Raw genomic sequence first — 14,018 nt, 5'->3', positions numbered from 1 at the left:
GCTCCGACGAGACGAGCGCTACCAGCAAACCCCGCCGCCCGAAGGGGTCAAAATTGGACGCCGATGAGGGGTCAAATTTGCAAGCCGATTGACAGGCGATGTCGGACGGGCCTTTGAAGAGGCTTCGAAGGCGACTTCCCGCAAGCTCAGTTAGTCCGCGATGCGCGGCGTTGACGACTTACGACCCGATCAACCGATCTCGCTCAAGGCTGCCTGCGAGATCATCTTTGATGGCAGCGTCACCCCCGTGACGCTCAAAGCGGAGCACAAGCGCGGCAACCTTGAGATCGTGAAGATCGGCCGGGCGTACTTCACGACGCTGCGTCACGTCGAAACGATGATTGAGAAGTGTCGCCTGCCGATGCGCGTGTTAGGGACGAACGCAAGTTCAGTAGACAATCAAACGGAAGAAGCGAGAAACAGAGCTTCGCGGGCTGCTGCGTTGGCATTGGCCGAGAGTTTGAAAAAGAGCCGCCAACGTTTTATCCGCCGAAAGACGTAACTTTCACAGCTTGCGAAGCAGCGACGCAACCGACATCATTGCACGGTGGAGCCGCGGCCTGGGAATTTATAAATGAGAGCGAACGTACTTTTGACTTTATGCGTGTTGATCGGGGGCATTGCTTGGTACATCTCCGATCACGGTAAACCGGGTTCAGCAAAAAGGACATCAGTTCTTTAAGGGAAGACATCCGCGCCGAATTTAGCAAACGTGATGGCGTGCACGTCACTGATGTCAATTTGATTCAGGAAAGCGAACGCAGAGTACAGGGGTTCGTGAAGCTCAAAGTCGACGACCTTGGGGAAACCACCAAGGACTGCACGGCCGTGATGTCAATTGATGACGGGCAGAGTGTTTGGGGTTGCAGATGATGGGCATTGGTGCCGACGGTGCGTCTGGTCCGGCTACCGAGGCGAGCGCATCGAGCGATCCGCTGACAGACTGGCTGGCTTCCGAACGGAAGGCAGGCAAGTAGGAGAAGGCAATGCTAAGCTCGGCCTCACCGGGAATTTAGATCGTCTTCCCATTCGACCTCAATGGCGTAGCTAGTCGGCGACGATTTGGCTCGGAAAATCTTCAACGGCCGCGCCCGCCTTTTAATGATCGCCCTCAATCTATCGAGGTCCGTGTCAGGAAAGCGCGGCCCGAGGATGACCGACACCAATTCGCTTTCAAGAAACTGAACTTCAGACACGTTTTGCTGTACGAGCCGCTCTTCCTCTTCATAAGCCCAGGCCAAAGATTTCGTCAGAAACGAGCGCTGTTCGAAAGAGAACCAACCTTGCGCAAAACGTCCCGTGTCGACATTCCTTAGGTGGTCCAAAAACTCACTAAGCAAGATTATCGGGCGCTGGCTAGAATATAGAACCGGTCTGAGAAACCTAAAGCCGCTATCGTCTTTGGGTTGGGTAACAAAATGGTACGCGAGACCTTTGTACCCTTCAGCGTAGTGGCTCCACTGCAATTCGGATGAGATACGCCTAGAAAACGACGCGATGTGGCATTGCTGGCTCTGCGTTCTCATCATCGATTGCAATAGAGCTTTAGTGGACTCTTGCAACTGCTCCGCTGACATTTGCTGTCCGTTTGGGTGAACGACTTGAAGGACATCTAGATTCATTGGTTTGCCACCAATGATAAGCATGTCGTTCGCAAACTTAGATATGTCGGATGGTATCGTATCGTTGACGATAACCGGGTTGCTGTCGAAGGGATCGTTGAGCGTTACGCTGCGAGAAAGCGGCAAGGTGTTCGTTAGCAGTGTCTTTTCCAGCATGTCCCACGCGCCGCCACGCATGCTGATGTATCTGAAGAGGGATGTCCTTGCGCGTGGGATGAGACCAGTGTTAGCTGCGGCGTACAGAGCTGCGGTCCTGACCGCGTCAAATTCATCGTCGTCAATCATCATCCTGAATAAATTCCGAATCTGCCGTGCTTCACGCCGCGAACATATCCGTGCGATACTCGCTCTTCCATCTCGCGCTCTAAGAATTCGTTCGCAATCAACAGCGCCTTCACAGCTTCGCGCGCGTCACCGCCGCAAGCCCGATTGGCTGATTCGCAGCCGTGACGCCACTATACAAAAAAGGAGTACCAGAAGCAGCTCAGTGCAAGTACGGTGCTCATAATCCCCCACACAAAGCCGCCAGTTCGGGTCTTAGTCGCTTGCGGGTCTTTATTGGGAGCCGATGCATTGGGCTGCGTGCCCGTAAATGCAGAGCGAAGTGAATCGTAGGACTGGTACGCGAAAGCACAAGCCATTCCGAATGCAAATATATGAACTAAAGTCTTCATTAGCCGCCCCGCCAGCAAATAGTCCACGCCTGATGCGCCACGCGTGCTATTCACTCGTGCCCGTTGAACCACTCAGGATGTTGCTGCCGCATGCGTCCTTCGACCCCTCGAAATTGATTGACCATCATCAAGTCTGATTTGGGGTCTGGATGATTCCAACTTAATTGACTCAGCGTTTCTCGGTCCCTCTCAGCTCGCCAAAGATTAGGATTGTGGAGAGCGGAATCCAAGAAATGCTCTCGGTCTGATTCCGCGAACTTGAACCAAGACGGGAAGTCTGTCGGCTTGAATCGGCGATAAAAAGAAGACCGCAGTGCCGGATCACGCGCGTCCACTAGCGCTTTGTCCGCTGCAAGCAAATCAGCTAGACGCGACCTTAGAAAGTATCCCGCGTCCACTTGATCGGCGCTTTCGGTTGGAAAGTACCAACGCCTAATCATCGCCGTTGGGTCCACACCGCGAGCGGGCTGGCATGTGTTCAAGAGGTAGTACAAGACACTCGCCCACCGAGGCGTAACGGGGAGTGTTGCCGCTAGCTGCCACGCGCAGGAAAACACCTTGTGATATGAATGATCCCTGTATCCGTCCAAATATGTTTCATCGTACGGAGTGGACATGCGGGGATTTTTTGCGAGCGCAATGATGGCGGACTCAAACGTTTCATCGCTTAATGACTCGAAAGGGGATTTTCGTTCGAGAAGCTTTTGAAGAATGCTGTCGCTTAGTGTTGAATTAGAAAATAACGCGCAAAGCTCCCGGCTGTCGGTAGGCACAGAGGCGTGAAGTAAAAATCGATCACCAAAAGGATCAAAGCCACCGCTCGGAAAACTAGCTAGGAGTGTGCAACGGATGCCCAAGTGTTCCCGCTCGAATATTCGTTGGGCGACGCCTGCGTTAACGCCGTAGCGAGCTAGTCCGAACTCAATGAATGCGTCATTGCGGAGGTGCAGGATTCCTTCTTGGTGTTTGTTGTCGTCGCGCATGAGAAGCGGCGTTTTGCTGGCGCTTTCGCGCCTTCGTTTCAGCCAGTCCACTGCGTCTGACGGTGGGCAGACTTCCAAAAAAGCTCCTTCGATTATCTCTTCCGTGCTCAATGTCATGGTCGACAATCAGCCCCCACGTTCCAATTTAAGGTTGAATGATCCTGGTCGGGGTAGCCTCTTCACAGCTTCGCCCGCGCCGTCGTGCGATCGTTTGCTCTTATTGCTGGAGACCTTCGGTATCTTCAGCGGTTGTCGTGCGATCAGGGGAGAGTTCGAGCTCGAGACTAAGTTGGGCTTTTTCGGGCGGCAGGGGTAAATCAGACAAGCTGATCACCTTAATCTTCGCGAGCACCCCGAGCGTGGCCACGTCCCCATCGTCAGAGTAGATTTCTGTCGCGCCGTGAACCCTCGCGATGGCGACGATCTGACGATCAACTTTCACCTTCTGCCAGGGCGATTTTGACGTCCCGCGCTTGTTTCCGTTGGCGAGTGCTGCGCGGAGCATTGCTGCGGCTTCCAAAGCTGCGCGAGTGTCAAATGGTTCGATTGCGAACACGGCATACTTCTGCAAGTCCTCTACGATTTTCTGAGAGGCTTCCGGCCCGGCTGTGACTAGAGCCTCGCTGAGCGCGGGCGTCGGTATGATGATTTTCGATTTGTTCTGACTCAGTCGGTGCACCAAGTACTGGATTCTATCCCGAGGGCGGGTGATGGGCGCGCCGTCCGCTCCATTCGGAACACGGGTACCTGGGCGCAGCAACAGCAAGAGATTCGTGGAATCAATGACCACCATTCTTGCTGCCTCCTGGTCCCTTTCGCATATCGATCAGCTCTTGATATGCGTCGTCGCTCCAGTCGGTGGGAATGTCGCGTAGAGCCGCGAGCGCGTCGGTAAGCTGAGTCTCACGGAGAGCTTCAAAGCTTTCCACCCGGAAGTTCTCAAGTGTCCAAGTGCCATCCGCGTCGCGAGTCCACTTGCCCTTGCCGAACAGTCGCACTGGCTCGAAGAGCTTAGCCCCGAGCTGTTTGGCTATGGCGCGTGTGGTTTCGCAGCCGGTTATCTGTTGAGTTTCGGATTGCAGTGTTATGTGGATCGAACTGTCTTTGCCGCGGATGCCCGTTACAATGCCGTCAATCGAGCCTTGTTGTTTGACGGTGAACTTTTCCTCGACCACCTCGCGGCCGGGAAAGCGGACAACAACCCCGCGGGGCGCGGCGTCACGCAGCACGCCGACCGCATTGTCAGCCCTAAGAAGCTTGTTCAGGTTATTAAAAGCCCGCTGAGTATCACCGCCAGCATCCCCCGCGCGTACGGCTACCACGCGTGCGCGGACCTTGGGCATTGCCTCCCGGTCCACACGCGCGTTTAGGATCGTGCTGCCCTTCGTGAGGCCCCGAAAGTGCACGGCGTCCCGCTCGCCGAGCAACGTTGCCAGTTCGGTCATGTACTGAGCTAGCCGTCCCATTGGCATGGTGGCCGGGCTATAGGCGTCAATCCTGAACTGATATTCGCTGCCGTGTGGACCGGGCGCTTTGTTCGGAGGCTTTGCCATTGGCGTCAACTCTTTAGGGGTCGCGCATCAGTAAAGCAGAGCAGCTTTAATAATACTACCAATGCGGGCGTAAACTTTCGTCCGGCTGGGCTGGTAAAGGCCGTGCCCCAGCGAATGTGCTTAGCGGCTACGCCTAGCTGAACTTCAACGCTATCAAACCCAACAGGACGCCTGCCACGGCAAGCGCTAGTGCAATTATCTTGTTTTCGGCTAGCCACTGGACGACGCCGCGTAGCTTTCCGCCATGCATCTCCCACCATGTCGTGGTGGTTTTAAGCTGTCGATCCGTCGTTCTGCCAAAGATGTTGCTGACAACGTCCACCTTGCTCAGCGTGGATTGGTGCAGACCAACATAATTTCGGTTTTCGAAAGCTTCCGCTTCCTGCTTCCCGCTTAGAAAATTGAGAGGTGAGATATGATTCTGCTCTAGGAGCGTCTCCAATCTAGGGTGCCCGGTATAGCCTGGGCCATAGATGTCTATGAGCAGTCGGGCAAGGTCGAATTTCCGGTCGTCATCGATGATTTTAGGTTCGCCTTTCAGGACGCGATAGCGGTGCTCAATGGCCGCAAAACCGTAGTTGATGTCCCTCATGTTCCAGTGGATGTATTTCATCCCCTTGTGGCTGCCCACATGCTCAAAGAAGGCGTCGAGCATCATGCGTTCAAGCTTGTCGTAGCTCGCCTCAATGTCGGCAAAGGGGATGCCCTCTTGCTCCGCCACCTGATGAATCGAGAATGACAACGTCTGGCCGGTGTCCAATTTGCGGACAGCAACGGAGGTGATGCGAGGGGATGCCCCGTTGGGTCGGTCGTAGAAGCTTTCGCAGGAATAATGGATCACCGACACGTTTTCCGCGTCGGACGCTAAATCATCAATTGCTGCCCACGCAGCCCGTTGCCTCTGAGGATTTGGTGCGGTCATTCAGTTTGCCGTTCGTTCGATCAGCCCGACGCGGCGACTCAGATAGTCCCCATACGCCGCCTATTTCTGCCTGAATATGCGCACAGTTGTACATCTTTGTTCTGGAAGTTCGTTACCCCTGTGTTACCCGAAGGTGACGAAAGGTCTAGGTCACGTGATCACATTGAAGCTGTTTTGTGAGAGTTTCCAGCAGTTTGCTTGGTGAGCGCGCTGGGGCTCGAACCCAGGACCCCGTGATTAAAAGTCACGTGCTCTACCGGCTGAGCTACGCGCTCCCATGGCCGCCGATGGCTTTGAAGAGATCGCCATCGTCTTCGGTCATTTGGAAAAGCATGTCTTGCCGCCAATTTGACGCAAGGGTTGCGGAAAAACCGGCTGTTTCCGGATCATGCTTTCGGCCCGCGCTGTGTAGGGGGATGGGGCGCGGAGGTCAATAGCTCGGGTGGTTGCCGAAGTTGAAGGCAACAGCGGGAGTTCGCTCGCCGTTTCCAATGCTTGAGCCGGGATTTTCAACCGGAATGGCGGGCCGCCATCCACGCCGAAGAACCCGCGACGTTCGCCGATAGGCCGGATGCCGCGTTCGGAGCCCCGTCAGTTCGCCTCCCGCCGGACCTCGCTTGGCACCGGCACTTGCTGCGGCGTGCCGGCGGGGGTCGGCAGCGCGACCGGGCGCAGGCCGATCAGCTCGGCGGTGCGGATCGCGCTGTCGCGCCAGAACTGGAACGAGTTGATGCGGCTGAGCTCGAGGATGGCGATGGCGACCGCGGCCAGGAACGGCAGGCTTTGGAGCACCAGCACGCCGGCGAAGATGTAGATCTCGGTGATCTGACGATAGCTGTTGGAGGCCACCAGCACGCCGGCGCCGATCAGGAGCAGGGCACCGATCACGGCCTCCCAGAACGCCTGGAACTCGATCGACATCCTGGACAGGCCGCCCTTGGACGTGCGTGCAAACGCAATGTGCTCGGTGATCAGTCCCTGCGCCACCGCGCGCGACACCGTCCACTGCACGCTCATCGCCGCGATCATCGCGCCCAGCATCTGGCCGGGCTTGATCGCGACGCGCGCACGGTACATCGACAAGAAGTGCACGAGCGAGACGATGAAGGCGCCGATGATCGGCAGCGTCAGGATCTTGTCGGGAATGGCGATGTCGGCGAAGGCGACGATCGGCACCCAGACGAGGTTGAGCAGCGCCACGACCACGCCGAGGCTTTCGGCACCCAGCCAGTTCAGCCAGCCCAGGCCATATTCGCGCTTCTGGTCGGGCGTCAGCCGGCTCCGTCCGGGCAGGAAGTTCCGCCAGTGCTTCTTGACGATCTGGAGGCCGCCATAGGCCCAGCGGTGACGCTGCTTCTTGAAGGCCTCGTAGGTGTCGGGGAGCAGGCCCTGGCCGTAGCGGTGGTTGGTGTAGTGCGTGGTCCAGCCGAGCTGCTGGATGGAAAGGCCGAGATCGCTGTCCTCGCAGATCGTGTCGGACGACCAACCGCCGGCCATGTCCATCGCGGCGCGGCGGATCAGGCACATCGTGCCGTGCACGATGATGGCGTTGGTCTCGTTGCGCTGGACCATGCCGATGTCGAAGAAGCCGGCATATTCGCCGTTCATGATGTAGTGCATGATCGACAGGTCGCCGTCGCGATGTTCCTGCGGCGCCTGCACCAGGCCGACACTGGGATCGGCGAACGCCGGCACGAGGTCCTTGAGCCAGTCGGGATCGACGACGTAGTCGGCGTCGAGGATGCCGATGATCTCGGCGTCGACGGCGGTGCGGTCCATCGCGATGCGCAGCGCACCGGCCTTGAAGCCCTGCACCTTCTCGGCGTTGATGAACTTGAAGCGTTCACCGAGCGCGCGGCAATGATCCTGGATCGGCTGCCAGAAGGCAGGGTCGGGCGTGTTGTTGATGATGACGACGCATTCGTAGTTCGGATAATTCAGCCGCGACAGCGCATCGAGCGTCTGCTTGAGCATCTCGACCGGCTCGAAATAGGCGGGAATGTGGATCGAGACCTTCGGGTAATAATTCTCGGGCACGTCCTCGACCGGCTTGCCTTTCGTGAGCAGCCGCTGCGGCGGCCGGCCGAACGCGACGGCCGCGATCTCGTCGATGCGCGCCATCGCGATCAGCACGAGGGGAACAAGCAGGATCATGCCGAGCGTGAGCGCGAAGGCGGAGCCGAAGATGAAATAGTGTCCGTTCCAGAACGCGAACACGGTGGCGGCCCAGGCGCCGACGCCATTGGCGGTGGCCGACAGCAGGAACGCCTGCTTCGCCGTCGGCTGCTGCAGCCGCAGGATCGGCAGCGACAGCAGGATTCCGACCAGGAGGGCGACGCCCATCAGCTTCCAATAGTCGGGATTCTCCACCGGCCCGGTCCAGGCGAACTTCGGCTCGCGGCTGGCGTTGAGGATGCCCCAGTACGGACCGACGCCGCCTTCGAAGTATTTCCAGGGCTGATCGATGGCCTCGACGATGTTGTATTCCATGCCGATGGCGTCGGCGCGGCTGACGAAGTTGCGCAAGGTCAGTGCCTGCTGGAACGGACCGGGGTCGGCGTTGCGCAAATTGTAACCCGCGCTCGGCCAGCCGAACTCGGCGATCACGATGCGCTTGCCGGGGAACAGGTTGCGCAACAGATTGTAGCGGTCGACGGCCTGATCGACCGCCTGGTCCGAGCGGAAGTTCTCCCAATAGGGCAGCACGTGGGCGGCGATGAAGTCGACGTTGGAGCCGAGGTCGGGATTGTCGCGCCAGATGTTCCAGATTTCACCGGTCGTGACGGGCACGCGCACCGAGCCCTTGACCTTCTTGATCATCTCGATGAGGTCTTCGACCTTCTGCTCGCCGCGATAGATCACCTCGTTGCCGACGACGACGCCGTTGACGTTGCTGTTCTTGCGGGCGAGCTCGATGGCGGCCTTGATCTCGCGCTCGTTGCGATCCTTGTCCTTGTCGATCCAGGCGCCGACGGTGACCTTGAGGCCGAACTCGGCCGCGATCGGCGGCACCAGTTCCACGCCGCCGGTGGACGAATAGAGACGGATCGCGCGCGTCATCGTCGACAGCGTCTTCAGGTCGGCGCGGATTTTCTCCACCGACGGAATGTTGTCGATGTCGGGGTGAGCCGAGCCCTCGAACGGCGCGTAGGAGACACTGGGCAGCAAGCCCTTGAAGTCGGGCGCGGGTTCCTTGTCGCGCAAGACTCCCCAGAGGCCGGCGTGGAGCGCGGACACAAGCAACAGAACGGCGGCGACAACCCGCATCGCGGCTAAACCAAAAGGGGCTGAGGGGGCAGGGAAGCGGATCCGACCCCGAGATCCGACCAAGTCCGCGGCAAATGGAGCATACCTCTGCCGCGCGGTTTCACAACTGTCATCGCCTCATGACCGTATGAGGGCATGCACATTTCGAAATTCGCAGCAGTGCCAATTGCCTCTATCGCCGATCGTTCCTGAACGGAGGCTGAAACAATCGCGGCTATTTCGGGGGCGCCGGTGACGGGCTTGCCGCCGGCGAGGGGCTCGCGGCCGGCTGCGGCTGCGCATTGCCCGCTGCCGGCGCGGCCGGCTGCGAGGCCGCGGCCGCGGCCGCCGCCTGCTGCGGCTGCGACGCCGGGTTGATCCAGCAAGCGTGCACGCGGCTGTCCAGGGTCTCGGCGACCTTGGGATCGATCTGGCCACCGAAGCGGGTCAAGCAGCGGAAGGCGGCCTGGATGTGGCCGCCGGGGCAGCCGAAGCGATCGTAGAGGTCGAGATGGCGGAATGCGGTATCGAGGTCATCCCGCCACATCAGCCGCACCACGCGCCGGCCGAGCCAGACGCATTCGGGGTTGCCGGCCGGACCGTTGATGACCTGGGCTGCTTCGGCGAACTCGTCGGTGCGGCGCTGGTTCTGGGCGGCATCCTTGGCCGCGTCGGCGGGCTGGGCGGCTGCCTTGCTCTGGTCTGGAGCGGGCGTGCCGCTCTGGGCGGAGGCCGCGCCGATACCCATCAGGATGACAAGGGAAGAAACGGCCAAGGTGGCGGCGAACTGCCGCAGGACCGCATTTCGTAACTCGAACACCCGTTGCCGCATGAATTCCCCAATATATCACTGCCCGTCCGCGTCAGGACCTTCGCGGACGCGCCCGGTGATGGCGTCCAAATGGGTCTCCAATGCGGCGGAAAAGTCCTCCCGAGTCCATGGCCTGAATCTGGAATTTTGTCCAGCAAAGTCACGATCCTAGGCCTCGGTCGAACGGCCGCAGGTAAATTCCTCAGGGGAGGGATGGATCCATAACGGAGTCACCCCCTTGGCAGACGCCGTGCTAGCAGGTAATCGACGGCCCTTCGCGGAGGACGGAACCGATTTCTCTTCGTACGCCACTGGCGCTTCTGCTCGTTTCATTGGGTGCGATCGCTGCCGTGTGGTGGTGGCTTGCCACGCCGATCTCGCTCGCGCGCGCCCCGATCGATCCCGCCGACAAGGTCCAATGCGTCTCCTACGCGCCGTTCCGCGGCGAGCAGTCGCCGCTGAACGCATGGACCCATATCGAGGCCGACCAGATCGAGCAGGACCTGCGCCAGCTCAAGGAGATCACCGACTGCGTCCGCACCTATTCGATGGAGAACGGGCTCGACCAGGTACCGGCGATCGCGGCCCGGATCGGCGGGCTGAAAGTGCTCCAGGGCATCTGGCTCTCCAGCAACCGCACCAAGAATTTCGAGCAGGCGGCGCTCGCCATTCGTCTTTCCAAGGATTTCCCCGGAATCATCACCAGCATCATCGTCGGCAACGAAGTGCTGTTGCGCGGGGAGATGACGACCGCGGACCTCGTCTCCATCATTCGCTCGGTGAAGGCGCAGGTCAGCGTGCCCGTCACCTATGCCGATGTCTGGGAGTTCTGGCTCAGGAATCGCGAGATCTATGACGCCGTCGACTTCGTCACGATCCACATCCTGCCCTATTGGGAGGACTTCCCGGTCAAGGCGAAGTTTGCCGCCTCCCATGTCGAACAGATCCGCGAGCGCATGGCGGTCGCATTTCCCGGCAAGGAGATCCTGATCGGCGAAACCGGCTGGCCGAGCGAAGGGCGCATGCGCGAGGGCGCGCTGCCGTCGCGCACCAACCAGGCGCGCGTGGTCTCGGAGATCCTGAGCCTGGCGAAAGCGCAGAAATTCCGCGTCAATCTGATCGAGTCCTACGACCAGCCGTGGAAGCGCAAGCTGGAAGGCACCGTCGGCGGCTATTGGGGCCTCTATGACTCGGTGCGCCGGAGCCTCAAATATCCGCCGGGCCAGCCGATCAGCAATTTTCCGTACTGGAAATGGTACATGGGCGCCGGCATGGGCCTCTGCGTGCTGGTGTTCGCGGTGGCCGGCCTGACGTTGCGGCGCAGACCGTGGACGCCGCGCTTCTCGGCCTGGCTCGGCGTGGCGATCTCGGCGACCTCGGCCGGCATCCTGCTCGGGATCGGCGCCGACAAGATGTACTACGAGAGCTACGGCATCGGCGGCTGGCTGCTGTGGGGCACGCTGCTGGCGGCCGGCATCCTGTCGCCGATCTTCTGCGCGCAGGCGATGGTGATCGGCCGCAGCCTCCCGACCTTTCTCGATCTGCTTGGTCCGCGCGAGGGCCGGAAATGGTCGAAGCTCACCGCTGTGCTCGGCTTGACGCTGGCAGTGACGGCGGTGATTGCGGCGCAGACCGCACTCGGCTTCGTGTTCGATCCGCGCTACAAGGATTTCCCTTACGCTGCGCTGACGATGGCGGTGGTGCCGTTCGCGCTCCTGATGCTGAACCGGCCGCAGATCGGCCAGCGTCCGATCGCGGAGTCCGTCTTCGCCGGCGTGCTGACGCTGTCGGCGGCCTATGTGCTCGTCAACGAGGGCCGCGATAATTGGCAGTCGCTGTGGACCTGCGCGATCTACCTCTTGTTCGCGCTCACGCTGTGGCGGGCGCGGGCCGAGCAAATCCAAGAATGAGCAGGCCGATCGCCAGGCCCGACAGCACGACATTGTAGAGCACGATGCCGAGGCCGGCGGCGATGATGCCGACGGTGAGCAGCACGATCGACGGCCGCATCAGGTTCAACGTCGCCACCACCAGCGCGACGATACCGAACACTGAATTCTTGAACAGCACGGTCGCGACCGATCGCGCCTTGCAGACCAGGGTCTGAAGCCCGGCGTCGCAGGCGAGACCGACCTGCGAGTTTTCGATTCCGAGGTAGCGCAGATAGAGCGCATAGCCGACGCTGGCGAAGCCGACGACGATCAGGAACTGCACCTGGTAGGGCGTGAGGCGGAAGGGCTTTTTTGTCATGGTGGCAATATGGTCGGGAAGGCGCGGGCGGGCAACAGGGAAGGTGACTTTATGTCGATCGCGGGCCCTTGCGGAATGAGCAAGGCGGCCGCGCCCGGCCCGAACTTATCCAGGAACAGGCTGGGGTCGCGCAGGTTTGAAACGGTGTGACCGCGCAACGCATGCTGCATGCAAGGAGCGAGCATGGAAAAGCCAACTCAGGAGCAACTGGACGAACTCAAGAGGCTGAGCAAGGAAGCTCGGGTCGAGGATTGGTCGGAACTGGTCCGGTCGAGGGATGAAGCTGAGAACCGCATTCGCGACCTGAAGGAAAAGGCGCGCATGGAGTAAGTGATTGCGTGCGCCGATGAGCCATCAAGGCCGATTTTGCACCGCCCGGTTCTGATCCCTCAGCCGACGTTCGTATTTTTCAGCCAAGGCCAGCAATCGCTTCTTGATGTGGGGGTCGGCCTGTTCGGCCAGCTCGCGGATCAGCGCGAGGTGCTCGCGCAGAAACGTCTCGTCCGCCATCTCCGCTCCGAATCATTATCCGTCGCGGATACTGCCGTCTTGGGTCGGAGGCCTTCGTATCGTTTGATACGTCGGACGCGAGATGGTCTTCGCAGAGCGGATGCCGCGTCTACCGCCTGAAGAACGACGACAGCGTCGATCCCGCCGACGCGGTCTCCGGCTTCGGCTGTGCGGCCGGCTGCGCCGCAGGAGCAGGCGCGGGCTCCTCGCGCTTCGATGAGCGTTTTGAGGAATAGCTGCGGCGATGCTTGTCGGGCTTCGCGGTGGGCGCGGGCGCCGGGACGGTCTCGGCTTGCGGCACCGAGTCCTGGTTCTTATCGGAGTTCTTCTCTTGAACTCGATCCTGAGTCTTTTCTTGTTTTTCCTGCCCGCCGCGCATTGACAGCCGCTGGCCGTCGAACACGGTGGTCTCGCAGTGGCGGTCGTTCTCGGCGAGGCCGGCGCAGAGTTTTGCTGCGGCCGCTGCGTTGATCAGCGGGCCGGCACCGAGGCGGAGCTGCATGCCGAGGCCGGTGTTGCCTTCCTTGATCATGATGATCGGCCGCAACGCTGCGATCTCAGGATTGGATTTGGTGACCCCGCGCCACAATGCGCGCAGGCCTTCGAGCGAGTTGGCGCCACCGAGATCAATCGCAAAGCGCGTCTGCTGGACGGCGATCGCGGGAGCCTCGCTTTCGGCGGCCTCCGGCGGCTTGGCTGGTGCAGCGGCGACTTCGATGGGCGCGGGCGCCGGATCGGGCTTCTTCTCGGCAGCTTTCTCAGTGGTCTCGGGCTGAACCAGTTTCGGGGCGGCCGGATCGGGCGGCGCCATGATCGATTTGGATGGGACCAGCGGAAGCATCGGCAGTGCCGAATTCGTTGCCGGCAACTGCGCGACCAGCGAGGCCGCGGCCGCGCTTTGTGGCGGCGGGCTCGATGGCTCCTTTGCAGCCTCTGCGCGCGGCTTGTCGTTGGCCAAAGCCGGTGTCGAGGCGACCGGCCCGATGCCGGGCGCCGGCGGCCCGATCAAAGCCGGCGCGTCCTGAGGTTTCGCAACGGATGCCTGCGGCGGCGTTGTCGTCTGCTTGGCGATGGCGCCGGTGACGGAATCCAGCCCTTGCTCTAGCACGGTGACGCGCGAATAGAGCCGGTCGCGATCGGTGTTCAGCGTCTCGATGGCGGAGGCGAGGCGTCGGGCCTCGTTCTGGCTCTCCTTGGTCAGCATCTGGAGCCGGTCGGCCTGGCGCGCGAGATCGGCGGACGCAACCTGGTCGCGCCGCCAGCCGAGCTGGGCCTGGTTGGCGAACACGGCAATCACCACGGCGCCGACGGCCGCCACGCCCCATGAGCCCAGCCGCCACATCATGCCGCGATCGAACGAACTCTCCTCGGCTACAAGTCCGGAGAACAGCCCGCCGGTCTCCTTGTCGCCGAAGGCATCCGCCAGTGGGTCGGAATCCTTTGCCAT

13 protein-coding genes and 1 tRNA gene are annotated in these 14,018 nt (G+C 60.5%); 3 read left to right on the top strand and 11 right to left on the bottom strand.

Annotation, left to right across the window (positions count from 1 at the left end):
• Window positions 1-160 precede the first annotated feature (160 nt).
• Window positions 161-502, top strand: coding sequence for a hypothetical protein (locus tag ABIB66_RS37395; protein ID WP_354258230.1), 342 nt, complete (start codon window positions 161-163; stop codon window positions 500-502).
• A gap of 499 nt (window positions 503-1,001) precedes the next feature.
• Here the strand turns inward: ABIB66_RS37395 and ABIB66_RS37390 are convergent, their stop codons facing one another.
• The 8 genes from ABIB66_RS37390 to ABIB66_RS37355 all read right to left on the bottom strand — a co-directional run bounded on the left by ABIB66_RS37390 (window position 1,002) and on the right by ABIB66_RS37355 (window position 9,832).
• The gene (locus ABIB66_RS37390) at window positions 1,002-1,910 is read right to left on the bottom strand and encodes a DUF2971 domain-containing protein (protein ID WP_354258227.1); all 909 of its coding nucleotides are present in this window, start codon (window positions 1,908-1,910) and stop codon (window positions 1,002-1,004) included.
• Window positions 1,911-2,346: 436 nt separating this feature from the next.
• The gene (locus tag ABIB66_RS37385) at window positions 2,347-3,396 is read right to left on the bottom strand and encodes a hypothetical protein (protein ID WP_354258224.1); all 1,050 of its coding nucleotides are present in this window, start codon (window positions 3,394-3,396) and stop codon (window positions 2,347-2,349) included.
• Window positions 3,397-3,496: 100 nt separating this feature from the next.
• Window positions 3,497-4,072 (bottom strand): hypothetical protein, encoded by a 576-nt coding sequence (locus ABIB66_RS37380; RefSeq protein WP_354258221.1) that lies wholly within the window; start codon window positions 4,070-4,072, stop codon window positions 3,497-3,499.
• Window positions 4,059-4,832 carry a hypothetical protein gene (locus ABIB66_RS37375; protein WP_354258218.1) on the bottom strand — a complete coding sequence of 258 codons (774 nt, stop codon included), beginning with the start codon at window positions 4,830-4,832 and terminating at the stop codon, window positions 4,059-4,061. Before ABIB66_RS37375 ends, ABIB66_RS37380 begins: the two co-directional genes overlap by 14 nt.
• A gap of 133 nt (window positions 4,833-4,965) precedes the next feature.
• On the bottom strand, window positions 4,966-5,754 hold the full coding sequence (locus ABIB66_RS37370) for a hypothetical protein (protein ID WP_354258215.1): 789 nt from the start codon (window positions 5,752-5,754) through the stop codon (window positions 4,966-4,968).
• 199 nt (window positions 5,755-5,953) lie between these two features.
• Window positions 5,954-6,029, bottom strand: a tRNA-Lys gene (locus ABIB66_RS37365).
• Between the two features lie 316 nt (window positions 6,030-6,345).
• Complete coding sequence (locus tag ABIB66_RS37360; protein WP_354210043.1) at window positions 6,346-9,021, bottom strand: glycosyltransferase; 2,676 nt, start codon at window positions 9,019-9,021, stop codon at window positions 6,346-6,348.
• 214 nt (window positions 9,022-9,235) lie between these two features.
• Window positions 9,236-9,832, bottom strand: a complete 597-nt coding sequence (locus ABIB66_RS37355; RefSeq protein ID WP_354258212.1) for a beta-1-3, beta-1-6-glucan biosynthesis protein — start codon at window positions 9,830-9,832, stop codon at window positions 9,236-9,238.
• A gap of 329 nt (window positions 9,833-10,161) precedes the next feature.
• On the opposite strand from ABIB66_RS37355, the gene ABIB66_RS37350 reads away from it, so the two are divergent.
• The gene (locus ABIB66_RS37350; protein WP_275171136.1) at window positions 10,162-11,721 is read left to right on the top strand and encodes a glycoside hydrolase family 17 protein; all 1,560 of its coding nucleotides are present in this window, start codon (window positions 10,162-10,164) and stop codon (window positions 11,719-11,721) included.
• On the opposite strand, the gene ABIB66_RS37345 is transcribed toward ABIB66_RS37350, so the two are convergent.
• Window positions 11,681-12,061: a hypothetical protein gene (locus tag ABIB66_RS37345; RefSeq protein ID WP_275171135.1), complete on the bottom strand. Its 381-nt coding sequence runs from the start codon at window positions 12,059-12,061 to the stop codon at window positions 11,681-11,683. The genes ABIB66_RS37350 and ABIB66_RS37345 overlap by 41 nt on opposite strands.
• Before the next feature lie 183 nt (window positions 12,062-12,244).
• Here ABIB66_RS37345 and ABIB66_RS37340 point away from each other — a divergent pair, with 183 nt between their 5' ends.
• Window positions 12,245-12,391: a hypothetical protein gene (locus ABIB66_RS37340; protein ID WP_354059339.1), complete on the top strand. Its 147-nt coding sequence runs from the start codon at window positions 12,245-12,247 to the stop codon at window positions 12,389-12,391.
• 24 nt (window positions 12,392-12,415) lie between these two features.
• Here ABIB66_RS37340 and ABIB66_RS37335 read toward each other — a convergent pair whose 3' ends face one another.
• Together ABIB66_RS37335 and ABIB66_RS37330 are read right to left on the bottom strand one after the other, a co-directional pair.
• Window positions 12,416-12,571 (bottom strand): hypothetical protein, encoded by a 156-nt coding sequence (locus ABIB66_RS37335; RefSeq protein WP_354059341.1) that lies wholly within the window; start codon window positions 12,569-12,571, stop codon window positions 12,416-12,418.
• 109 nt (window positions 12,572-12,680) lie between these two features.
• Window positions 12,681-14,018, bottom strand: coding sequence for a hypothetical protein (locus ABIB66_RS37330; RefSeq protein WP_275171132.1), 1,338 nt, complete (start codon window positions 14,016-14,018; stop codon window positions 12,681-12,683).

The organism is Bradyrhizobium sp. F1.13.3 (assembly GCF_040548265.1).
Classification (GTDB): Bacteria; Pseudomonadota; Alphaproteobacteria; order Rhizobiales; family Xanthobacteraceae; genus Bradyrhizobium.
This window is presented reverse-complemented; position numbering and strand designations above follow the sequence as displayed.